18 protein-coding genes are annotated in these 23,288 nt (G+C 59.4%); 12 read left to right on the top strand and 6 right to left on the bottom strand.

Annotation, left to right across the window (positions count from 1 at the left end; genetic code table 11):
* The first annotated feature begins 157 nt into the window (after nucleotides 1–157).
* From AD666_RS12725 to AD666_RS12700, 6 genes are all read left to right on the top strand, one after another.
* On the top strand, nucleotides 158–1,531 hold the full coding sequence (locus AD666_RS12725) for an OprD family porin (protein ID WP_053152205.1): 1,374 nt from the start codon (nucleotides 158–160) through the stop codon (nucleotides 1,529–1,531).
* A gap of 75 nt (nucleotides 1,532–1,606) precedes the next feature.
* Entirely contained in the window at nucleotides 1,607–3,202 is a 1,596-nt protein-coding gene (locus AD666_RS12720; RefSeq protein ID WP_053152203.1) for an ABC transporter substrate-binding protein, read from the top strand.
* A gap of 74 nt (nucleotides 3,203–3,276) precedes the next feature.
* Nucleotides 3,277–4,287 carry an ABC transporter permease subunit gene (locus tag AD666_RS12715; RefSeq protein WP_053152201.1) on the top strand — a complete coding sequence of 337 codons (1,011 nt, stop codon included), beginning with the start codon at nucleotides 3,277–3,279 and terminating at the stop codon, nucleotides 4,285–4,287.
* Between the two features lie 10 nt (nucleotides 4,288–4,297).
* Nucleotides 4,298–5,209 carry an ABC transporter permease subunit gene (locus AD666_RS12710; RefSeq protein ID WP_053152199.1) on the top strand — a complete coding sequence of 304 codons (912 nt, stop codon included), beginning with the start codon at nucleotides 4,298–4,300 and terminating at the stop codon, nucleotides 5,207–5,209.
* Nucleotides 5,210–5,219: 10 nt separating this feature from the next.
* Complete coding sequence (locus AD666_RS12705; RefSeq protein WP_053152197.1) at nucleotides 5,220–6,188, top strand: ABC transporter ATP-binding protein; 969 nt, start codon at nucleotides 5,220–5,222, stop codon at nucleotides 6,186–6,188.
* Nucleotides 6,188–7,168, top strand: a complete 981-nt coding sequence (locus tag AD666_RS12700; protein WP_053152195.1) for a peptide ABC transporter ATP-binding protein — start codon at nucleotides 6,188–6,190, stop codon at nucleotides 7,166–7,168. The genes AD666_RS12705 and AD666_RS12700 overlap by 1 nt, the downstream gene beginning before the upstream one ends.
* 136 nt (nucleotides 7,169–7,304) lie before the next feature.
* Here AD666_RS12700 and AD666_RS12695 read toward each other — a convergent pair whose 3' ends face one another.
* The 4 genes from AD666_RS12695 to AD666_RS12680 form a co-directional block, all read right to left on the bottom strand.
* Nucleotides 7,305–7,766 (bottom strand): hypothetical protein, encoded by a 462-nt coding sequence (locus AD666_RS12695; RefSeq protein WP_053152193.1) that lies wholly within the window; start codon nucleotides 7,764–7,766, stop codon nucleotides 7,305–7,307.
* A 272-nt stretch (nucleotides 7,767–8,038) separates the two neighbouring features.
* Complete coding sequence (locus tag AD666_RS12690) at nucleotides 8,039–8,284, bottom strand: hypothetical protein (protein WP_053152191.1); 246 nt, start codon at nucleotides 8,282–8,284, stop codon at nucleotides 8,039–8,041.
* 332 nt (nucleotides 8,285–8,616) lie between these two features.
* Nucleotides 8,617–10,200: a peptide chain release factor 3 gene (locus AD666_RS12685; protein WP_053152188.1), complete on the bottom strand. Its 1,584-nt coding sequence runs from the start codon at nucleotides 10,198–10,200 to the stop codon at nucleotides 8,617–8,619.
* Nucleotides 10,201–10,365: 165 nt separating this feature from the next.
* Complete coding sequence (locus AD666_RS12680) at nucleotides 10,366–11,289, bottom strand: hypothetical protein (protein ID WP_053153221.1); 924 nt, start codon at nucleotides 11,287–11,289, stop codon at nucleotides 10,366–10,368.
* Nucleotides 11,290–11,748: 459 nt separating this feature from the next.
* Between AD666_RS12680 and AD666_RS12675 the strand changes: the two genes are divergently transcribed.
* The 5 genes from AD666_RS12675 (at nucleotide 11,749) to AD666_RS12655 (ending at nucleotide 16,819) form a co-directional block, all read left to right on the top strand.
* The gene (locus AD666_RS12675) at nucleotides 11,749–12,438 is read left to right on the top strand and encodes an ABC transporter permease (RefSeq protein ID WP_172679632.1); all 690 of its coding nucleotides are present in this window, start codon (nucleotides 11,749–11,751) and stop codon (nucleotides 12,436–12,438) included.
* A 24-nt stretch (nucleotides 12,439–12,462) separates the two neighbouring features.
* Complete coding sequence (locus AD666_RS12670; RefSeq protein WP_053152184.1) at nucleotides 12,463–13,356, top strand: glycine betaine ABC transporter substrate-binding protein; 894 nt, start codon at nucleotides 12,463–12,465, stop codon at nucleotides 13,354–13,356.
* A gap of 12 nt (nucleotides 13,357–13,368) precedes the next feature.
* Nucleotides 13,369–14,022, top strand: coding sequence for an ABC transporter permease (locus AD666_RS12665; RefSeq protein ID WP_053152182.1), 654 nt, complete (start codon nucleotides 13,369–13,371; stop codon nucleotides 14,020–14,022).
* Nucleotides 14,019–15,176, top strand: a complete 1,158-nt coding sequence (locus AD666_RS12660; RefSeq protein WP_053152180.1) for a betaine/proline/choline family ABC transporter ATP-binding protein — start codon at nucleotides 14,019–14,021, stop codon at nucleotides 15,174–15,176. The genes AD666_RS12665 and AD666_RS12660 overlap by 4 nt, the downstream gene beginning before the upstream one ends.
* 479 nt (nucleotides 15,177–15,655) lie before the next feature.
* Nucleotides 15,656–16,819, top strand: coding sequence for a type III PLP-dependent enzyme (locus tag AD666_RS12655; RefSeq protein WP_053152177.1), 1,164 nt, complete (start codon nucleotides 15,656–15,658; stop codon nucleotides 16,817–16,819).
* Nucleotides 16,820–16,861: 42 nt separating this feature from the next.
* Here the strand turns inward: AD666_RS12655 and AD666_RS12650 are convergent, their stop codons facing one another.
* Nucleotides 16,862–17,740 carry a hypothetical protein gene (locus AD666_RS12650; protein ID WP_053152174.1) on the bottom strand — a complete coding sequence of 293 codons (879 nt, stop codon included), beginning with the start codon at nucleotides 17,738–17,740 and terminating at the stop codon, nucleotides 16,862–16,864.
* 122 nt (nucleotides 17,741–17,862) lie between these two features.
* On the bottom strand, nucleotides 17,863–20,145 hold the full coding sequence (locus AD666_RS12645; protein ID WP_256222616.1) for an alpha-xenorhabdolysin family binary toxin subunit A: 2,283 nt from the start codon (nucleotides 20,143–20,145) through the stop codon (nucleotides 17,863–17,865).
* Between the two features lie 511 nt (nucleotides 20,146–20,656).
* Here AD666_RS12645 and AD666_RS12640 point away from each other — a divergent pair.
* Nucleotides 20,657–23,182: a sulfite reductase flavoprotein subunit alpha gene (locus AD666_RS12640; RefSeq protein WP_053153214.1), complete on the top strand. Its 2,526-nt coding sequence runs from the start codon at nucleotides 20,657–20,659 to the stop codon at nucleotides 23,180–23,182.
* Nucleotides 23,183–23,288 lie beyond the last annotated feature (106 nt).

Raw genomic sequence — 23,288 nt, 5'->3', positions numbered from 1 at the left:
TGCAGCGAGGGCCCCCAGGGGCTCTCACGCACACGTCTTGCCTGAATTCGTCGATCAGGCGCCATGCAAACGTTTGCGACTGTGATGAGTTGTAAAACCGATAGCCGTATCACCAAAAAAGACCGGCATAAAAAAGAAAGAAAAAGGAGCGTTACCCATGAAGTTGAGCAGCACCGCGATACTGGCCTTGGCCATCAGCAGCATCACCGCGACCGCTTATGCGGAATCGCAGAGCCAGGACTTCGTGCCAACCGAGCTGGCAAGCACCAGTAGCCAATCCGAAGCCAAGGGCTTTCTCGACGGCCAGAGCCTGTCGGGCACCACCCGGAACTGGTATGCCAACGAACTGCGCAAACGCGGCAGCTTCAGCTATCAGAAACACGGCCAGACACTTCCCACCGATCGTCGCATCAACTGGGTCCAGGGCACCATTCTCAACTATACCTCGGGCTTCACCCAAGGCACCGTCGGTTTCAGCACGGAAGTCGCGGCGTACAACGCCGTGGTGCTGGACCGCAGCCGCAAGGACATCGCCAATGGCGGTAACCGTACGCTGGCCGAGAACAACGGCGATGCCGTGGACCAGTGGAGCAAGCTGGGCCTGGCCAACGTCAAGGCTCGGGTATCCAACACCACGCTGACCGCTGGTCGCCAGAACTTCAGCACGCCCATCGTCGATGTCATCGGCAACCGTGCGCTGCCTTCGAGCTTCGAAGGCGTGAGCTTGCACAGCGAAGAATTCAACAACCTTTCGTTCGATGCCGGTGTGTTCGACCGTGTGTCGCCGCGTACCGAACAGAGCCTGTCGAAATTCCGCTCCGAGTACACCAACAACAGCGCCGAAACCGACAAGGTCAGCGTGGTTGGCCTGAACTACCAGCCCCTCAAGAGCCTGAAGACCAGCGTCTACGCCTCTAAGGTCGAAGACTTCTGGAACCAGTACTACTTCGGCGCTACCCACGAACTGGGTGACGCTTCGGTGCTGGCGCTGACCACCGGCCTGAACTACTACAAGACCGTGGACGAAGGCAAAAAGGAGATGGGTGAAATCGACAACGACACCTACTCGTTGTCGCTGGGCCTGGCTCACCAGGCCCACAGCCTGACTTTCTCGTACCAGGAAGTGAACGGTAACGAATACTTCGACTACCTGCACGAAACCAACGGCATCTACCTGGCCAACTCCCTGCTGTCGGACTTCAACGGCCCGAACGAAAAATCCTTCCAGATCGCCTATGGCATCAACATGGCCGAATACGGCGTGCCGGGCCTGAAGTTCAATGTCTACCGCGCTCGCGGCTGGGGCATCGACGGTACCCATTACACCGGTACCGCCTATGACGTCCGCGGCATGGATGACGAGAACCACTATGAAACCGGCGTGGGCGCGTCCTACGCGGTACAGAGCGGTCCTCTGAAAGCCACGGCGATCCGTGCGACCTACACCGAACACCGTTCCAGCCGCAACCAGGCCGACGGCAGCATCAACGAGTTCCGCCTGGTCACCACCATCCCGTTCAACATCCTGTAAACCCTGCGCCGGACGGTCGACCCACAAGGTCGGCCGTCCGGCTTTAACCGTTCAACCGATTGCAGAGGATTGACGATGAACATGATTCCCCTACGCGCAGCCATCGCAGCCGCGCTGCTGAGTGTCGCCGTTGGCGTCACGGCCAAACCCCTGGTGGTTTGCACAGAAGCCAGTCCGGAAGGCTTCGACATGGTCCAGTACACGACTGCAGTCACCGCCGACGCCGTGGCAGAAACCATCTTCAACCGCCTGGCCGACTTCAAGCCCGGCACCACCGAAGTGATTCCGGCCCTGGCCGAATCCTGGGACATCAGTGACGATGGCCTGACGTACACCTTCCACCTGCGCAAGGGCGTCAAGTTCCACACCACCGAATACTTCAAGCCGAACCGCGAGTTCAATGCCGACGACGTGGTCTGGAGCTTCCAGCGCCAGCTGGACCCGAATCACCCATGGCACAAACTCTCGAGCGTGGGCTTCCCCTACTTTGAAAGCATGGGCTTCAAAGAGCTGCTCAAGAACGTCGAGAAAGTCGACGAGCACACCGTCAAGTTCACCCTGACCCGCCGCGAAGCGCCGTTCCTGGCCGACATCGCCATGGCCTTCTCCTCGATCTACCCGGCCGAATACGCGGACCAGTTGCTCAAGTCCGGCAAGACCGGCGACCTGAACAGCAAGCCGGTCGGCACCGGGCCATTCGTGTTCCAGCGCTACAACAAGGACGCCCAGGTGCGTTTCAAGGCCAACCCGGATTACTTCCGCGGCAAGCCGCCAGCCGATGCCCTGGTACTGGCCATCGCCACCGACAACAACGTACGCCTGCAGAAACTCAAGGCCAACGAATGCCAGATCGCGCTGTATCCCAAGCCCGATGACATTCCAAGCATCAAGAAAGACGCCAACCTGAAAGTCGACGAACTGGACGCCATGACCGTGTCCTACGTCGCCATGAACACCCAGCACAAGTACCTGAGCGATGTGCGGGTGCGCAAGGCCATCGACATTGCCTTCGACAAAGAGGCTTACGTCAATGCCCTGTTCGGCAAGGGCAACGCCACCGTGGCGGTCAACCCGTACCCACCGACCCTGCTGGGCTTCAATCACGAACTGAAGAACCCGCCGCGGGACCTGGACAAGGCCCGCCAGTTGCTCAAGGAAGCCGGCGTGCCGGAAGGCACCGTGCTGACGTTGTTCACTCGCAACGGCGGCGGCCCGACCAACCCCAACCCGATGTTGGGCGCGCAGATGATGCAGGCCGACCTGGCGAAAGTCGGGATCAAGGTCGACATCCGCGTGATGGAATGGGGTGAAATGCTCAAGCGCGCGAAAAACGGCGAGCACGACATGGTGTCCGCCGGATGGGCGGGTGATAACGGCGACCCGGATAACTTCCTGACGCCTATGCTCAGTTGCGAGGCGGCCAAGAACGGCGAAAACTACGCCCGCTGGTGCAACGAGAAATTCCAGGCGCTGATCGACCAGGCCCGCGCCACAGTGAACCCCGAGGAGCGGACCAGGCTCTATGAACAGGCCCAGGTGATTTTCAACCAGGACCAACCGTGGATCAGCATGGCCCACACCCGGATGTTCACGGCAATGCGCAAGAACGTAGAGGGCTATTCCATTAGCCCGCTCACCACCAATAACTTCGCCACCACCCAGGTGAAGTAGATAAGAAAGTCCCCGGCAACCCTTATCCAAGGGCTGCCGGGCACGCCTAACCGGCTGATGAGGTACACCTGAAGATGTTTAGTTTTATTGCCCGCCGACTGGGATTGTTGATTCCCACGTTCTTCGGCATCACCTTGCTGACCTTCGCGTTGATTCGCATGATCCCCGGCGACCCCGTGGAAGTGATGATGGGCGAACGTCGGGTCGATCCCGAAATGCATGCTCAGGCAATGGAACGCCTTGGCCTCAATAAACCGCTGTATGCCCAGTATCTGGACTACATCGGCAAACTGGCCCACGGCGATCTCGGCGAATCGCTGCGCACCCGCGAAAGCGTCTGGACCGAGTTCAGCTCCCTGTTTCCCGCGACCCTGGAACTGTCCATGGCCGCCCTGTTGTTCGCCGGTATCCTGGGCCTGCTGGCCGGGGTGATCGCGGCACTCAAGCGAGGATCCCTGTTCGACCATGGGGTAATGGGCGTCTCCCTGGCGGGTTACTCGATGCCGATCTTCTGGTGGGGCCTGATCCTGATCATGTTCTTCTCGGTGTCCCTGGGCTGGACGCCGGTGTCCGGGCGGATCGACCTGCTCTACGACATCGAGCCGAAAACCGGCTTCATGCTGATCGATACGCTGTTGGCCGACGAGCCAGGCGCGTTCCTCGATGCCCTGCATCACCTGATCCTGCCGGCCATCGTGCTGGGGACCATTCCGCTGGCGGTGATCGCCCGCATGACCCGTTCTTCGATGCTCGAAGTATTGCGCGAAGACTACATCCGCACCGCCAAGGCCAAGGGCCTGTCGCCGACCCGCGTGGTGTTCGTGCACGGCCTGCGCAATGCGTTGATCCCGGTGCTGACCGTGGTCGGCCTGCAAGTCGGCACGCTGCTGGCCGGTGCGGTCCTGACCGAAACGATCTTCTCCTGGCCGGGCATCGGCAAGTGGCTGATCGAAGCCATCGGCGCCCGGGATTATCCCGTGGTGCAGAACGGCATCCTCTTAATCGCCTGCCTGGTGATTCTGGTCAACTTCGTCGTGGACATCCTCTACGGCTTTGCCAACCCACGTATCCGTCACCAGCGCTGAGATCAAATCCATGAGTACTCCAACTCCTTCGGTAGCAGTCGATCAAAGCCTGCTGTATCCGTCTCCTTATAAAGAATTCTGGCAGGCGTTTTCCCGTAACAAGGGCGCCGTGGCCGGGCTGCTGTTCATGATCCTGGTGGTGTTCTGCGCCATCTTTGCGCCGTGGGTCGCGCCCCATGACCCGAGTGAACAGTACCGCGACTTCCTGCTGACCCCACCGGCCTGGCTCGAAGGTGGGCAGATGCAGTTCCTGCTGGGCACCGACGAGCTGGGTCGCGACCTGCTGTCGCGCCTGATCCAGGGTTCGCGCCTGTCGCTGCTGATCGGCTTGTCGTCGGTGGTGATGTCGCTGATCCCTGGCATCCTGCTGGGGCTGTTCGCCGGGTTCTTCCCGCGCATCCTCGGCCCGACCATCATGCGTCTGATGGACATCATGCTGGCCCTGCCTTCGCTGCTGTTGGCCGTGGCGATCGTCGCCATCCTCGGCCCAGGTCTGATTAACACCGTGATCGCCATCGCCATCGTCTCGCTGCCGTCCTATGTACGCCTGACCCGCGCCGCGGTGATGGGTGAGCTGAACCGCGACTACGTGACCGCCGCCCGCCTGGCCGGTGCCGGCCTGCCGCGCCTGATGTTCATCACCGTACTGCCAAACTGCATGGCGCCGCTGATCGTACAGGCAACCCTGAGCTTTTCCTCGGCGATCCTCGACGCCGCCGCCCTGGGCTTCCTCGGCCTCGGCGTCCAGCCGCCCACCCCAGAGTGGGGCACCATGCTGGCCTCGGCCCGCGACTACATCGAACGCGCCTGGTGGGTCGTGAGCCTGCCTGGCTTGACCATTTTGCTCAGCGTGCTGGCAATCAACCTGATGGGCGACGGGCTGCGCGATGCGCTGGACCCGAAACTCAAGAATGCCGCCTGAGGAGATTCCCATGTCACTGCTAGAAATCAAGAATCTCAACGTCCGCTTCGGCGACGCCACCGCCGTCCCGGTGGTCGACGGCCTGGACCTGAGCGTGGAAAAAGGCGAAGTGCTGGCTATCGTCGGCGAATCGGGGTCGGGTAAGTCCGTGACCATGATGGCGCTGATGGGCCTGATCGAGCACCCCGGCATCGTGACCGCCGACGCGCTGAATTTCGACGGCCATAACATGCTCAAGCTGAGCGCCCGTCAGCGCCGGCAGATCATCGGCAAGGACCTGGCAATGGTGTTCCAGGACCCGATGACCGCGCTCAACCCCAGCTACACCGTGGGTTTCCAGATCGAAGAAGTGCTGCGCCTGCACCTGAAGATGTCCGGCAAGGCTGCCCGCAAGCGTGCCATCGAGCTGCTGGAAAAAGTCGAGATCCCCGGCGCCGCCAACCGCATGGACGCCTACCCTCACCAACTGTCCGGCGGTATGAGCCAGCGCGTGGCAATTGCCATGGCCATTGCCGGCGAGCCGAAACTGCTGATCGCCGACGAACCGACCACCGCCCTGGACGTGACCATCCAGGCGCAGATCATGGACCTGCTGCTGGCGCTGCAAAAAGAACAGAACATGGGCCTGGTGTTGATCACCCACGACCTGGCCGTGGTGGCCGAGACCGCCCAGCGCGTGTGCGTGATGTACGCCGGCCAGGCCGTGGAAGTGGGCAAGGTGCCCGAGCTGTTCGACATTCCGGCCCACCCGTACAGCGAAGCACTGCTGGCGGCCATTCCGGAGCACAGCATGGGCGCCGAGCGCCTGGCGACGCTGCCGGGCATCGTTCCCGGTCGCTACGACCGCCCGCAGGGCTGCCTGTTGTCGCCGCGCTGTCCGTACGTGCGGGATAACTGTCGTCAAGAGCGTCCTGCCCTCGACCCGAAAACCAACAGCCTCGCCCGCTGCTTCTACCCGTTGAACCAGGAGGTGGCGTGATGGCCGTCGTACTTACCGCCCGTGACCTGACCCGTCATTACGAAGTGTCCCGCGGCATGTTCAAGGGCCACGCGACCGTGCGTGCCCTCAATGGCGTTTCGTTCGAACTCGAAGCCGGCAAGACCCTGGCCGTGGTGGGCGAATCCGGTTGCGGCAAATCCACCCTCGCCCGGGCCCTGACACTGATCGAGGAGCCGTCCGCAGGCTCGTTGAAAATTGCCGGCCAGGAAGTCGCCGGTGCCAACAAGGCCGAACGCAAGCAACTGCGCAAAGACGTGCAGATGGTGTTCCAGAGCCCTTATGCCTCCCTCAACCCACGGCAGAAAATCGGTGATCAACTGGCCGAGCCGTTGCTGATCAACACCAACCTGTCGGCGACGGAGCGGCGTGAAAAAGTCCAGGCGATGATGAAGCAGGTGGGTTTGCGCCCCGAGCATTACCAGCGCTACCCACACATGTTCTCCGGCGGTCAGCGCCAGCGCATCGCCCTGGCCCGCGCCATGATGCTGCAACCCAAAGTGCTGGTGGCGGACGAACCGACGTCGGCGCTGGACGTGTCGATCCAGGCCCAGGTGTTGAACCTGTTCATGGACCTGCAGCAGGAGTTCAACACGGCCTACGTGTTCATCTCCCACAACCTGGCGGTGGTGCAGCACGTCGCGGACGATGTGATGGTGATGTACCTCGGTCGCCCGGTGGAAATGGGCCCCAACGAGTCGATCTACAGCCGCCCGCTGCACCCGTACACCCAGGCGCTGCTGTCGGCCACGCCCACCATCCACCCGGACCCGAACAAGCCGAAGATCAAGATCGTCGGCGAACTGCCCAACCCGCTCAACCCACCACCCGGCTGCGCCTTCCACAAGCGCTGCCCGTACGCTACCGAGCGCTGCAAGACCGAAGAGCCGGCCTTGCGTCCGCTCGATAACCGGCTGGTAGCGTGCCATTACGCCGAGCAATTCCTCAACGGCGCGGCATAAGGAGTCTGGTCTAATGGGGGTGTTGAACAACACCGCCCCCTGTGGCGAGGAAGCTTGCTCCCGCTGGGCTGCGCAGCAGCCCCATTCTTGTGAGCGCTACGCACTCAAGCGGGAGCAAGCTCCCTCGCCACAGGAATCAGGCTGAGGCAAAGCGCTGGCGCATGCTCCTGCCCCACGGCGATGCGCCGGTGACCTCGCCCTCACCTTTGATCCACACAGCCTGACCATCGAGGCTGACCTCGAAATTGAACCCCATCACCACCTGCCATTGCCTGGGGTCGAACGAAGTAAAATCCACTCGCTCCCGGGTGATGGAACCGCCCTCCCAATCCATGGTTCGCTCTCCCGCGATCTCATAGTACGCGCCGGCCCCTTCAGCCGAAGGAAACCGATAGATCTTTGGCTCCCGGTCCCGTTCGGGAATATAGAAGATCAGCTCCCTCTGACGCCCATCGTCGCCTACCCAAACGGCCTGGATCACAAAATCCTCACTGCTCCCGTCGGCCATCAACGTGAGCGAAGTTGAATCAAACGCGACGCCACCTACCCATCCGTTCAAGTATCCCGACGCTTTTGCTGATTGGTCGCTAGTGCTCATTTTGCTCTCCGATCCCAGATAATCGTTGCACCTGAGTTATAAGAGCCGACCACATAAGCGTCTACTGTCAAACCTGACAGGTCAGCGCATCGGACATTCAGGGATAGCTGGAATCACCGTGGCGAGGGAGCTTGCTCCCGCTGGGCTGCGCAGCAGCCCCATTCTAGTGAGCGCTGCGCACTAAAGCGGGAGCAAGCTTCCTCGCTACAGGTTCGGTGGTGCGCCATGGACAGCGTTGCGGTTATCAATGGAGCAAGCGATTCACGACGATCTCAGGACTGGCTATCGCCTTCATCAGCATCGTCGTCTGGATTCGGCTGATCGACGCTCGAATCATCACCATCCTGATCGCCGGTGTCTTTTTGATCATCAGTCGCCAGCATCATCCCGCCCTGCATCACTTGCCCACCCGCGGCGTGCTTTTCATGCTCATCGCATTCGGCCCATGCGGCTGTAGAGCCCAGGGACAGCATGACCACGACCTTCGGCAGCAACATGACCCGTAGAAACCTGTTCATAGCCAACTCCCTCTCTTCTGAATAAAGCCGCGACCCGACGGCGTCCAGGACACAGTCCCGAACAGGTTGGCTTACAGAATAGGACGCAGAACCCCAGGCAGAATGCCCCTCATCGACAGACCGCTTTCGAATAGAAGTTAGTTCGAACAGTTATGCCTGGAATGCAATCCATTGTGGGAGCGGGCTTGCTCGCGAAAGCGGTGTGACAGCCAATGAAGAGGCTGAATGTGAAGGCCTCTTCGCGAGCAAGCCCGCTCCCACCGTTGGTGAGTTAGCACCAACAAAAAACCCCGCTGCTCTCACAACGGGGTTTGGGTCTTGCTACTCAGCGCTTAGTGATGCTCGCGGGTCGCGCGGAATTTCACGTCTGGCCAGCGTTCTTCCATCAGCGCCAGGTTGACCCGGGTCGGCGCGAGGTAGGTCAGGTGACCGCCGCCGTCCAGTGCCAGGTTTTCCACAGCCTTATTGGAAAATTCCTCGAGCTTCTTCTTGTCGCTGCAATCGACCCAGCGGGCTGAGTACACGGTGATCGGCTCGTAGGAACACTCGACCTTGTATTCCTCTTTCAAGCGGCTGGCGACCACGTCGAACTGCAGCACGCCCACGGCGCCGAGGATGATGTCGTTGCTGCGTTCCGGGAAGAACACCTGGGTGGCGCCTTCTTCGGCCAGTTGCTGCAAGCCCTGGCGCAGTTGCTTGGACTTGAGCGGATCCTTCAGGCGTACGCGGCGGAACAATTCCGGGGCAAAGTGCGGGATGCCGGTGAAGCCCAAGGTTTCGCCTTCGGTGAAGGTGTCGCCGATCTGGATGGTGCCGTGGTTGTGCAGGCCGATGATGTCACCGGCGAACGCTTCTTCCAGCTGCTCGCGTTCCGAGGAGAAGAACGTCAGGGCGTCGCCGATGCGCACGTCCTTGCCGGTGCGCACGTGGCGCATCTTCATGCCTTTTTCGTATTTGCCGGAGCAGATGCGCATGAAGGCGATGCGGTCGCGGTGCTTGGGGTCCATGTTCGCCTGGATCTTGAAGATGAAGCCCGAGAACTTCTCTTCCACCGGCTCCACGGTGCGCTCGTTGGCGACCCGGGCCAATGGGCGCGGGGCCCAGTCGACCACGGCGTCGAGCACATGGTCCACGCCGAAGTTGCCCAGTGCGGTACCGAAGAACACCGGGGTCATCTGACCGTCGATGAAGGCCTGCTGGTCGAACTCGTGGCAGGCGCCCTGCACCAGCTCCAGTTGCTCGATGAAACGCTCGTACTCGTCGCCCAGGTGCGCACGCGCCTCGTCGGAGTCCAGCCGTTCGATGATCTTGGTTTCGGTGCGCTCATGCCCGTGGCCGGCGGTGTAGACGATGATGTAGTCGCCCGCCAGGTGGTACACGCCCTTGAAGTCGCGGTAGCAGCCAATCGGCCATGTGATCGGCGCGGCCTTGATCTTCAGGACGGCCTCGATTTCGTCGAGCAGCTCGATGGGGTCGCGGATGTCGCGGTCGAGCTTGTTGATGAAGCTGACGATCGGCGTATCCCGCAGACGGCAGACGTCCATCAGGGCGATGGTCCGTGGCTCGACGCCCTTACCACCGTCGAGGACCATCAGCGCCGAGTCCACCGCGGTCAGTGTGCGGTAGGTATCTTCGGAGAAGTCTTCGTGGCCCGGAGTATCGAGCAGGTTGATCATGTGCTCGCGATACGGGAACTGCATGACCGACGTGGTAATGGAAATGCCCCGCTGCTTTTCCATCTCCATCCAGTCGGAGGTGGCATGGCGGTCGGACTTGCGGGATTTCACCGTGCCGGCCACCGCAATCGCCTTGCCCATCAGCAAGAGCTTTTCGGTGATGGTGGTCTTACCCGCGTCGGGGTGGGAAATAATGGCGAAAGTGCGGCGTTTCGCGACTTCGGCGGCCTGTTTGGTCATGGGAAATCGCCTGGCAGGTGATTCAAAAAAGGGCGGCGATTATAGCCCAGAACCCTCCATATGGACCACCTGCGCAAGCGCAGTCTGGCGACCCGCGCTTAACGACAGCGCATGCACAACGCAAGAGTCATAGCTGTTCGTCACCGCCTTCCAGCATCCGACGTATCAAGATGAAATAGCTTGGTCAGCAGGAATAAACTCGAATCTTGCGTCATTGGCGGCCGTTTGGGGAAGCGTAATCTTGATCACGGGAATCCAAATCCCGGTGTTCGTTTTAAAGTCCCGTTGGTCATACTGAGCGCCAACCTTACCCGCATCATTGATATAGAAAACTGCCTCGATCGGAAGCGTCCCCCCAAGATTTTGAGCCCATTTTCTTATGCGGAATTCGTTCTGCGTAGAAAATGCGGAAGCTGGAAGTTGCCCTTGGGCCTTGACAGCTTCAGTGAACGCCCGGGCGCCCTGTTCATTCAACTCGTCACGAACATCGAAGCCACACAATGCGCCGTACATACCGGCGTTAGCATTGAAATGTGCAATGTAGTGCGCTGCCGTGGTAATACCTTGAGATTGGCAAGGTCGGCTGTTGGGGCGATCTGGATATTGACCACAACCTTCGTCAGGTCGGTGGTCAGTGGCGCCGTCTACTGGAAAGAAACACAGCACGGCCAATGCGATTTTCCCCGCCGGCTTAAAGAAGTCTGGATAAAGAATAAAACCATTGTTGTAGCCAAACACTAATTTTCCGAATTCCGCATCTTTTCGCAACCAGGAAAACGAAACACCTGTCGATGCCGGGTTGGGATTCCAAAAATGAAACTGAGTGGAGTGTTGTGTTGCCCGTAACATGACGCCGGTGCATAAAAATGATGGCGCTGAAGGGTTGTTGCGACACATGGGCAAGACGTTGTTGTAGGCTTCTGTCAGGTAGGCTGCTATTTCTGGACCGGTGCCAGCGCCCTGGACGCTAGGCCCACTAGGGTCGAAAGCCTGCCCTGATGTCCCCTGAATAACGCCCGTTCCCGACTCACGTGTTGCACAGCCGGCTGTTAACAATAAAAGCAGTGCAATACAAAGTTGTTTTTTCATTTTCAACAACCCCTTTCATTACAGAGAGAGCCTCAGGGCAGTCTTGCCTTTTCAGGCTTCGCCACTGAAAACTTTTACCTACGCTACAAGAGCAGCTTCCTTCGAACACCTGTCATCTATCACAGTGGCTGATACAAATTTGAAATAAAAAAAGGTGTTATCCATTTCGATCAAATGGCGGAAAGTCATCACCGAGAGCAATCCACCAGGGAACCTTTTGAACGCTCCATGCGTCCACTCCCCTTGCTACAGCCGTTCGTCAGGGTCTTGAAAATCAGCCACTTAGCCTGACGAGGCTGCGCTCATGGCTCGAATGAACCGTCGTTTACCGGCGGTGAAAAGAGCTGCTTCTCGCGAACGTTCTTCCTCGGCAATCCATGGGGTTTGCCGCCAGGGGAAGCGTGCGCCGACTGAAAGAAAAGGAGTCCGCCTGTGGCTATCCGCTATGGCAAAGGGCTTATGGGGGGTGTCGTCGTCATCGCTCTCCTGGCCCTGTTGGTCCACTGGATCGGCATCGATACGATCCAACATTACCGTGACGACCTGCTGTTTTATCTCCAGGCACACCTGATGCTGGTCCTGGTTTCCATGCTCGCGGCCCTGATCGTGGGCCTTCCCGCCGGCATCGCCCTCAGCCGTCCTGCCATGGTCGGGCGCGCCGAACGCTTCATGCAAATCTTCAACATCGGCAACACCGTGCCGCCCTTGGCCGTACTGGCCATCGCCCTGGGTTTCCTGGGCATCGGCAGCGGTCCCGCCATCTTCGCCCTGTTCCTCGCCTCGCTGCTGCCCATTGTGCGCAACACCTACGAGGGCCTGAAAAACGTCCAGGGTTCTCTCAAGGAAGCCGCCACCGGCATCGGCATGACCCCGCGCCAGGTGCTGTGGAAAGTCGAGTTGCCCAACGCCGTGCCGATCATCGTCGGCGGCGTGCGCGTGGCCCTGGCCATCAACGTCGGCACCGCGCCATTGGCCTTCCTGATCGGCGCCAACAGCCTCGGTAGCCTGATCTTTCCCGGCATCGCCTTGAACAACCAGCCGCAGCTGCTGCTCGGCGCGGCCTGCACCGCCCTGTTGGCGCTGCTGCTCGACGGTCTGGTGACACTGGCCAGCCGCCTCTGGCTGGAACGTGGCCTGCGCCCGTCATAAACCCGGTTGGATAAAGGAATCGTGATGAAGAAGACAAGCTTGTTGCTGGGCTGCCTGCTGCTGTTCGCAGGGATAGCCCAGGCGGCGGAAAAACCGCTGATCCGCCTCGGCGCCAGGGTGTTCACCGAACAGACGCTGCTGGCGGAAATCACTGCCCAGTACCTTCGCGGCAAAGGCTACGACGCGCAGATCACCGGCGGCCTGGGCAGCAACCTGGCCCGCAGCGCCCATGAGACCGGGCAACTGGACCTCCTTTGGGAATACACCGGGGTGTCACTGGTGTCCTACAACCATGTCACGGAAAAACTCGACAGCGCCCAGTCCTACGCCCGGGTGAAAGAACTCGATGCGAAAAAAGGCCTGGTCTGGCTTTCGCCGTCGAAATTCAGCAACACCTACGCACTGGCACTGCCGGAAAAAGTCGCCCGGCAGTATCCCCAGATCAACAACATCAGCCAGCTCAACGCCGTGCTGCAGGCCGAAGCCGACGAGAATCACCTGGTGGCGCTGGACACCGAGTTCGCCAACCGCTCCGACGGACTGGCCGGCCTGGTCGAACAGTACGGCCTGAACCTGACCCGCAAGAACATTCGGCAGATGGATGCGGGCCTGGTCTATACCGCCCTGCGCAACAGCCAGGTATTCGCCGGGCTGGTCTACACCACCGATGGCCGACTGAACGCCTTCAAGCTGAAACTGCTGGAAGACGACAGGCACTACTTCCCCGACTACACCGCCGCGCCGGTGGTGCGCCAAGCCTTCCTTGACACACACCCGCAACTGGCCGCCCAGCTCAAGCCCCTGGCCGAGCTGTTCGACGACGAAACCATGCGCCAGCTCAACGCCCGCGTGGACGTCGGTCATGAAAGCCCTTCCGCTGTGGCCGCCGACTTCCTGCGCCAACACCCCATCGACTGAAGAGGAAAAGCCATGGAATTCTTGAACGCCTTTTCTCATCTCGACTGGCAACAAGTGCTGCACCTGACCTGGCAGCACATCACCCTGGTCGGTATCGCCGTCACCCTGGCGATCATCATTGGCGTACCGTTGGGTATCTTCATGACCCGCTTCCCAGCGCTCGCCGGCCCGTTGCAGGCCAGCGCCACCGTACTGCTGACCATTCCATCGATTGCGCTGTTCGGCCTGTTACTGCCGTTCTATTCGAAATTCGGCCAGGGCCTGGGTCCGATGCCGGCGATCACCGCCGTGTTTCTCTATTCCCTGCTGCCGATCATGCGCAACACCTATCTCGCCCTGACCGGCGTCGAACCCGGCATTCGTGAAGCCGCCCGTGGCATCGGCATGACCTTCGGCCAGCGCCTGCGCATGGTCGAACTGCCTATCGCCGTGCCGGTGATCCTGGCCGGCGTGCGCACCGCCGTGGTCATGAACATCGGCGTCATGACCATCGCCGCCACCATCGGTGCCGGTGGCCTGGGCGTGCTCATCCTCGCTTCCATCAGCCGCAGCGACATGTCGATGCTGATCGTCGGCGCCGTGCTGGTCAGCCTCCTGGCCATCTTCGCCGACCTGCTTCTGCAATGGCTGCAACGCTCGCTGACTCCTAAAGGATTAACCAAATGATCGAACTTCAAAACCTCAGCAAAACCTTCAAGAGCAACGGCAAGGACGTCAAGGCCGTGGACTCGGTGAACCTGACCGTCAACGAAGGCGAGATCTGCGTGTTCCTCGGGCCGTCGGGCTGTGGCAAAAGCACCACGCTGAAGATGATCAACCGGCTGATCCCGCCGACGTCGGGCAAGGTGCTGATCAATGGCGAAGACACCACCGGCCTGGACGAGGTGACCCTGCGCCGCAACATCGGCTATGTGATCCAGCAGATCGGCTTGTTCCCGAACATGACCATCGAGGAAAACATCACCGTGGTCCCGCGACTGCTGGGTTGGGACAAGCAGAAATGCCACGACCGCGCCCGCGAGCTGATGAGCATGATCAAGCTCGAACCCAAGCAATATCTGCATCGCTATCCGCGTGAATTGTCGGGTGGCCAGCAGCAACGGATCGGCGTGATCCGCGCCCTGGCCGCCGAGGCACCGCTGTTGCTGATGGACGAGCCGTTTGGCGCGGTGGACCCGATCAACCGCGAGATGATCCAGAACGAGTTCTTCGAGATGCAACGGGCGCTGAACAAGACCGTGATCATGGTCAGCCACGACATCGACGAAGCCATCAAGCTCGCAGACAAGATCGCAATCTTCCGCGCCGGCAAACTCATTCAGTGCGATCACCCGGACACCTTGCTGGCGCACCCGGCCGATGAGTTCGTCAGCAACTTCGTTGGCCAGGACAGCACCCTCAAGCGGCTCTTACTGGTCAAGGCCGAGGACGCGGCGGACAACGCCCCGTCGGTCAGCCCCGAGACGCCGGTGGCCGAGGCGCTGGAGCTGATGGACGAACACGACCGGCGCTACGTGGTGGTCACCTGCGCCGAGAACAAGGCCCTGGGCTATGTACGCCGTCGCGACCTGCACCGCCAGAGCGGCACCTGTGGACAGTACCTGCGCGAGTTCAACGCCACCGCGGCCTACGACGAACACCTGCGGATCCTGCTGTCACGCATGTACGAATTCAACCGCTCTTGGCTGCCGGTGATGGATGCCGAGCGGGTGTTCCTCGGGGAGGTGACCCAGGAATCGATTGCCGAGTACCTCAGCTCCGGGCGCTCGCGTGGCGGCAAAACCCGTATCGTGTCGCCGGCGGAGATTGCGCAGGTTTGATGGACGCTTTCGCGAGCAAGCCCGCTCCCACATGGGATAGGCATCGGCCGACCAGTTTGTGGCTGAACGCAGACCACTGTGGGAGCGGGCTTGCTCGCGAATGGAGCACCACAAATTTCCCTGAAACGCCTCAATAACAGCTTCAGCGGGAACATCAATCTGTCACGCAGGTCGGTTACATCAGGAGCTGTCGCGTGCCGCACGACGAATGCGTGCAAAAACGCGACATTTTTAGTTGATCTCAGGCCCCTCACGCCCTAAAGTTCGCGCCGAACGTCCATGCTGGAAACGATCCATCCGGCTCAAGTACTGACGACGAGACAGCAAGGCCAAGGGAACACGCGTCCCATGGCCTTTTTGCTTTCGGCGACATGCCTTGGGAAGTAGGCGAACCAAAGTGGGGATACGGAGGACGTTCACGAAGGCTGCCAGCCTTCACACCCATTGATCCTGATGTTTGCCAGTAGGAGTCCCAACGTATGTCGATCCAGGTCGAAGATTATTTCGCGCGCGATACCTTTCAGAAAATGAAGGCGTTCGCCGACAAGCAGGAAACCCCGTTCGTGGTCATCGACACCGCGATGATCGCCCAGGCCTATGATGACCTGCGCGCCGGTTTCGAATTCGCCAAGGTCTACTACGCCGTCAAGGCCAACCCGGCGGTGGAAATCATCGACCTGCTCAAGGAAAAAGGCTCGAACTTCGACATCGCCTCGATCTATGAGCTGGACAAGGTCCTGAGCCGCGGCGTGCGCCCGGACCAGATCAGCTATGGCAACACCATCAAGAAATCCAAGGACATCCGCTACTTCTACGACAAGGGCGTGCGCTTGTACGCCACCGACTCCGAAGCCGACTTGCGTAACATCGCCAAAGCCGCACCGGGTTCGAAAGTCTACGTGCGCATCCTCACCGAAGGCTCGACCACCGCTGACTGGCCGCTGTCGCGCAAATTCGGCTGCCAGACCGACATGGCCATGGACCTGCTGATCCTGGCCCGCGACCTGGGCCTGGTGCCCTACGGCATCTCGTTCCACGTTGGCTCGCAACAACGCGACATCAGCGTCTGGGACGCGGCGATTGCCAAGGTCAAGGTGATCTTCGAGCGCCTGAAAGAAGAAGACGGCATCGAGCTGAAGCTGATCAATATGGGCGGCGGCTTCCCGGCCAACTACATCACCCGCACCAACAGTCTGGAAACCTACGCCGAGGAAATCATCCGCTTCCTCAAGGAAGACTTCGGCGACGACCTGCCGGAAATCATCCTCGAGCCGGGCCGTTCGCTGATCGCCAACGCCGGTATTCTGGTGAGCGAAGTGGTGCTGGTGGCGCGTAAATCCCGTACCGCCGTCGAGCGTTGGGTGTACACCGACGTGGGCAAGTTCTCCGGCCTGATCGAAACCATGGACGAAGCCATCAAGTTCCCGATCTGGACCGAGAAGAAAGGCGAGATGGAAGAAGTGGTCATCGCCGGCCCGACCTGCGACAGCGCCGACATCATGTACGAAAACTACAAGTACGGCCTGCCGCTGAACCTGGCGATCGGTGACCGTTTGTACTGGCTGTCGACCGGTGCCTACACCACCAGCTACAGCGCCGTGGAGTTCAACGGCTTCCCACCGCTGAAGTCGTTCTACGTGTAACGTAACCTGTCGCTAAAAAGGTCCATGACATCATGGACCTTTTTATTTGCGCAGCCAGGTTTCGAAATTCTCCAGCAACATCATGCACTGCTGAAGCTCCTTCATTACCGTGCTTAACTTCGAATTCAACTCTCCCAGCCGGACGGCATAGCTTGCGCGCCTGAGCTCCAGCACCACGCCCTCCATACGCTGATACAGATCCTGAGCCAGTAACCCCATCTGCGCGTTCAGCTTGTTGACAGCCTTGAATAACAAGGCGATATCCGCCTGATACTCCATCGCCCGGATCGATGCATCCCGAGAAGAATAAGCGATGTCCCAGACAGGCGCGGTAAGCGTCTCCTGGAATAACACCTGTGCCACGGTCGGTTGGGTGTGGCAACGACAGGAACGATGGGCCATGGCCCTCATGAACACCGCATCCAACCCGAACGACTCTTGATACAGCTCGTTGAATCGAAACACCCACTGCCTGATCGCGCTTCTGAGGTCGATGAAGCGCAAATGAAACTCATGGGTCAGGTCCTCTACCTTTGTTGGCGCCGCCAATAACCAGCGTTGCGAAGCGGCCAGACTGAACAATCTGAAATCCACCTGTTCGATCGGTTCTCTTCTGGAAGTCCGTGAGGTGATGCCGAGGGCCTCTTCGGTGTAAACCGCCAGCGCCGTGACCTCGTTTGCGAAGCGTATTTTGACTTCATTGACGTGCCCCCAAAGCGCCGAGAGATACTGCCCGTTGAACGAAGCGTTGTTCCACCGTGAATCCACCGCAAGCACGGCAAGTTGATGGCCGCTTTTTTGACGGCGCTCGAGCGCGACCGGTATGTTGTTCAGGATCGAGCGCAGGGAGCCAAGAAATTGAGCGTAACGATCCAGGGTTTTTCGCTGCGCCCCGGTAAACTCATAGTTGAATTGATTCATGATCTGCCTTGGCGATGGCAGAGGCCAGCGTCCTGTTTCGCAAGGAAACCGAACACCTGCTCCACCACCGCTTCACTAAGGGAAATGACCATTGCGCTCGGAATGGTTCCGTGTGTGGCCCTTTATGCAGCTTCTCCACGGATCGGTAGCAGGTAATTGACAATGCCCGGGATAAGCCCACAAGCGGTGCGCACGCGGTCCTCGACAGGTTGCGACTTGTCATGCTCGAAGGCCTGCGTGAACTGCTCAAAAGCTTCCACGATGTTCTCGAACGTTTTGACGTAATCCCAACGCCCGCCATCCAATAGATCGAGGCTCTGGACCAACTCCACTTTTCGCTCGATCAAGGTAATGTCCCTGGCATACGCTTCGGCCTCCAGCTGCAGTTGCCTGACCTGCTCCTGAAGCCTGTTCAACCCGGCGACCATGCTGAGATAAGAAATGCTTTCGGCAATGCCCGAGAGCGTTTTCTTCAGTGTCTCCATGGCCAGCAATGCAATCTGGACTTGAGGAGGCGCCATGCCCATTGCTATCAGACTGTCCACGGTCAATTGAGCCTGCTGACCGATTTTTTCCACGCCGCTTCTTTCAAGCAATCGAATCGCATCAGCAACCGACTTCATCTGCGCATTCAGTTCAACGCGCTTGGCCTCGGCCTTGTTTTTCTGTCCGTCGGCAAATGCCCGATCCTGTTCCAGGGTAACGATCCATTGCGCCGAGGCGTTCTGGTCGTAGCGAGTACTGAGGTCAATCCGGATTTTTTTCAGTTCATTGGTCTGCCCAGAGAGCTTTAGAAACACCCCTCGAAGCTCATCCTCCATTTCCTTGGACATTTCATATTTTTCATGGATGTCTTGCGAGCTTTCAAAATCCTCCTGAATTTCCTCAAGGTTACCGAGCGCTCGCCGCAATTCATAAATCGTTGTCTGGGCACGGCTACGCAGACCAAACGTCGTGCGGTCGATCACAAGCGCCAGACCGGTCATCCGCCCTACCACGCCGGGTAGATACTCATGCTGTTGAAAGAGCATCTGCGCCCGAACGCTGGCATTTTGAACAACCGAATTATGACCGCGTAACACTGCCATATCGAAAGCGGGGTAATCGGAAACCTTCAACATCATTCGCCCCATCCTCCTTGAAATTAAATTACCCATTTCGTATTCCTTCTGGGCCTCTGCAAACACAGCGAGCAATGCATCGGAACTTGTTCTTATGGCAAACCAGGGACTGAATACCTTACGCACACTGCGGATAAAAGCCCGCAAGCTCACGGCATTGTTTATCTTGTCCACTTCCTGCAGCGAAGAAGTGATATATAAACCGAGCGCCTCCCACACCAGCATCAGGTTCTGGGTTGCCACTTCCGCTTCAATGGTAACGGCACTCAGATCCTGCAGATCCCCTCGTACGCGATTCAAGGAACTCAGCGTCTGGTTCTTACTGGCCATTTTCTGGATGGCAATGTCTTGCGTTTCTTTCAACTGTTTACGTTTAGTGCGCACCTGCTCAGCCTTGACCCCCTGATAGATGCCCATGATCAACCCGCCCACATTCATCGTCGCGGCTGAAATGATCGCTTCCTTTACCATCCGATCGTATTGCTTATTGAGCTCGTCGATCTCTGCGGCCCGCAGGTCGATATCCTCCTGAAGCGCCTGAATGTCCTGCTTATAGGTATTCTCACTGACGGCTTTCAATCGCAGCTTGACTTCCGGCAAGACCTTTTCACGCAAATCGATGCCGAAGCGATCCAGCTCCAGCCTGACTTTTTCTGCCTTCGTTCGGCAGTCCCTCACATCCGCAAGCATGGAATCGAGGTAGTACCTGATCTCTGGAATATCCCCCGAAGGCAGCGTGATATCGGGAAGGCGGGGGTGTTTGAGCTTGAGCTGCAAATACCCTTCCACCGTGTTGATTTCATGCTCGTCGAGATACTTGGAAATCTCGCTATCCCGATAGACGTCTACAATCCCTTCGCCATTCTCGATGATTTTTCCAGCGAACAATTTCAGATGGGTGCCTGTCAGCATGATCTCCTGGCGTAAGGGCGCCCAACGCTTGGCATGGTCATATGTCATTGAAAATGTCCGCAGGAAATCCCTGGCCGTCAGCCCAAGCCCGCCCTCGTCTCCCGCGCCATAATTCAAGTATGCAACCACATCGTTGTATCGATAAGGCAGCGACAAGCCGAGAACTTCATACTTGCGCAAACTGATGATTTGTTCTTTGGTCAGTTGTATACCGGGATCTCGATTATACTCTGCCCCCTCCCCCAAGGAGGCCGCTACAAATACTTCGGGGGCTTGCGCCGCAGCGTCGACAATCCTGTCGTCCACATTGAATTCCATCACAGACTTCCTGTCTTCCAATTCACTCAAAAATATAATTTCGTCGAACGCCATCAACTGAAATAACACCTCACATAAAGATCGATCGCGCAAAAAGACTCTAAGACACTTTCGCGTCCAGCTACCACCCTTCAAATATTAGAAAACGAGACAACCAGAACAACCTGCAAGCCACAGCAGGACAAACTACGCATGCGCAGTCATTACCAGACATTAAATGACAGTCCCTCTCAACTTAAAAAACAAAACAGCGCCAAATCGACGACATCACTACTACTTCGCCAGTTGTCAATAACGCTGCCGATAAACAAGGGCCATGGCGCGAATCTCAGGATGGAGGGCTCCCTGCAACGATTCGCCACTCCAGACCCAACGCTACACCCTGGACGGCAACTACCAGTCCTTCGCGAGCACGCCCGCTCCCGCAGGATTCGCTACCCACTCCACTCAAGCCCCGGTCATGCACCTGGCAGGGGCTTTTTGTACGTATTTATGAATGCTTCTCGATAACACACGGCATAATGCGCGCCGTGATGAACAGTATTGATTGAACAAGGCGGGCGACGTGTTGAAGAAAACCCTGTTCCAGTTGCATTGGTTTTTCGGCATCAGCGCCGGGCTGGTGCTGGCGTTCATGGGCATTACCGGTGCGGCGGTATCGTTCCAGGACGAGATCCTGCGGGCGTTGAACCCACACGTGTTGACGGTCGAAAAACAACCGGCCGGCGTCCTGCCGCCCGCCGAGTTGGTGGAGCAGATCGAGGCCGCCTCGGGCAAAACCGTTGCCATGCTCTGGGTCGAGATCGACAGCGGCAACGCCGCACGGGCGATCTTCACCGCCCCGCCCGGTGAAAAACGCGGGGCGATACGTTACTTCAATCCGTACAACGGCCAGTTCGTGGGCGATGTGGTGGGCCAGGATTTCTTCGTCCTGCTGCTCAAGCTGCACCGCATCCTGGCCCTGGAAGACGTGGGTCGGCAAATCACCGGCGCTTGCACGCTGATTCTGGTGTTTTTCTGCCTGTCCGGCCTTTACCTGCGCTGGCCGCGCCAATGGAAAAACTGGCGCGCCTGGCTCACTCTCGATTGGGCGAAGAAAGGCCGCGGTTTCAACTGGGACCTGCATTCGGTGGCCGGCACTTGGTGCCTGGTGTTTTACCTGCTGGCGGCGTTGACCGGCCTGACCTGGTCCTACGAGTGGTACAACAAAGGCGTGACCCGCCTGCTGTCCGACTCGCCCAAGGACGAGCGGGTGCGCAACCGAGGCCCGGCGCCGGAAGGTCCGCCGCCGGTGGCCGACTACCGGGCCATGTGGAGCAGCATCTACAGCGCCGCCGGTCCGGACCTGTCTTCCTATAACGTGCGCATGCCACCCGTAGCCGGGCAACCGGCGACGGTGTTCTATCTGCTGAAGAACTCGCCTCATGACCGGGCACTGAACCAGCTCATGCTTGATCCGGCCACGGGCGCTATCAGCCGCCACAGCCGCTATAGCGACAAGAGCCTCAAGGCCCAGCTGTTGACCAGCGTCTATGCCTTGCACGTAGGCAGTTATTTCGGCCTGGTCGGGCGAATCCTCGTGACGGTTGCCGCACTGACCATGCCGTTGTTCTTCATCACCGGTTGGTTGCTGTACCTGGATCGCCGCCGCAAAAAACGCCAGGCCAGGCAGGCTCGCCAGGCGCTGGTCACCCGCCCCGGCGACGCGCCGGCCTGGTTGATCGGCTTCGCCAGCCAGAGCGGTTTCGCCGAGCAACTGGCCTGGCAGACCGCCGGCCAGCTCCAGGCCGCCGGCCTGCCTGTGAAGGTCCAGCCCTTGGCGGCTGTCAGCGAACAGGACCTGAGCCATTCCACCCACGCCCTGTTCGTGGTCAGCACCTTTGGCGACGGCGAAGGACCAGACAGCGCACGGGGGTTCGAACGCAAGGTGCTGGGTCGCACCCTGAGCCTGGAGCGTTTGCAATATGCAGTGCTGGGCCTGGGAGATCGGCAGTACGAAAACTTCTGCGGCTTCGCCCGGCGCCTGCACGCCTGGCTGGCCGAGCATGGCGGCAAGACGTTGTTCGCCCCCGTTGAAGTGGACAGCGGCGATCCTTATGCCCTGCGCCATTGGCAACAGCAACTGGCCGAACTCACCGGCCAGGCTCCGCTGGAGACCTGGAAAGCCCCGGACTTCGAGAACTGGACATTGAGCCAGCGCACCTTGCTCAACCCCGACAGCAGCGGTTCGGGCGTGTACCTGCTGGGCCTCACCGCCCCTGGGCCCGGCAGTTGGCTGGCCGGTGATCTGGTGGAGGTCATGCCACGCAATGACTTGTGGGCCATCGAGCACTTTCTCGACGGCCTGGGCATCGCCGGCAACGCTCGCGTGCAGGTCGACGGTCTGCCTCAAAGCCTGGAACAAGCGTTGGCCAGCCGCCAGTTGCCGGAGAACCGTGCCCACCTGGTGGGCTTGCATGCCCAGGCGCTGCTGGATGCGTTGGCGCCCTTGGCGATTCGTGAATACTCCATCGCCTCGATCCCGGCCGATGGCGTGCTCGAACTGATCGTGCGGCAGGAGCGTCATGCCGACGGCAGCCTGGGTATCGGCTCCGGTTGGCTCACCGAGCACGCTCCGCTGGGCGGCAGCATCACGCTGCGGATACGCCGCAACAGCGGTTTCCATTTGCCGCCCCAAGGCGTGCCGATGATCCTGTTGGGCAACGGCACGGGCCTGGCGGGCCTGCGCAGCTTGCTCAAGGCCCGTGTCGCCCAAGGCATGCAGCGCAACTGGTTGCTGTATGGCGAACGTCAGCGCGAACACGACTTCCATTGCCGCGATGAGCTGCAAGAATGGGTGACTTCGGGCGACCTGGAACGCCTGGACCTGGCGTTTTCCCGGGACCAGGAACAGAAAGTCTACGTCCAGCATCGCCTGCTGGAATCCGCCCCGCTGCTCAAGCAATGGCTGGCCGACGGCGCGGTGATCTACGTTTGCGGCAGCCTGCAAGGCATGGCTTCAGGGGTGGATCAGGTGCTTCACAATGTGTTGGGCGCCGAAGAGGTGGAGCGGTTGATCGAGCAGGGGCGATACCGGCGGGACGTTTACTGATCTAAAGCCAACACCTTCCTTTGTGGGAGCGGGCTTGCTCGCGAAAGCGGAATGTCAGGCAACGAATCGCTGACTGACCCAACGTCTTCGCGAGCAAGCCCGCTCC

The sequence above is a fragment of the Pseudomonas sp. Pf153 genome, from assembly GCF_001269775.1.
Lineage (GTDB): Bacteria > Pseudomonadota > Gammaproteobacteria > Pseudomonadales > Pseudomonadaceae > Aquipseudomonas > Aquipseudomonas uvaldensis.
The sequence above is the reverse complement of the archived record's forward strand: the minus strand, read 5'-3'. Positions and strand labels throughout refer to the sequence as shown.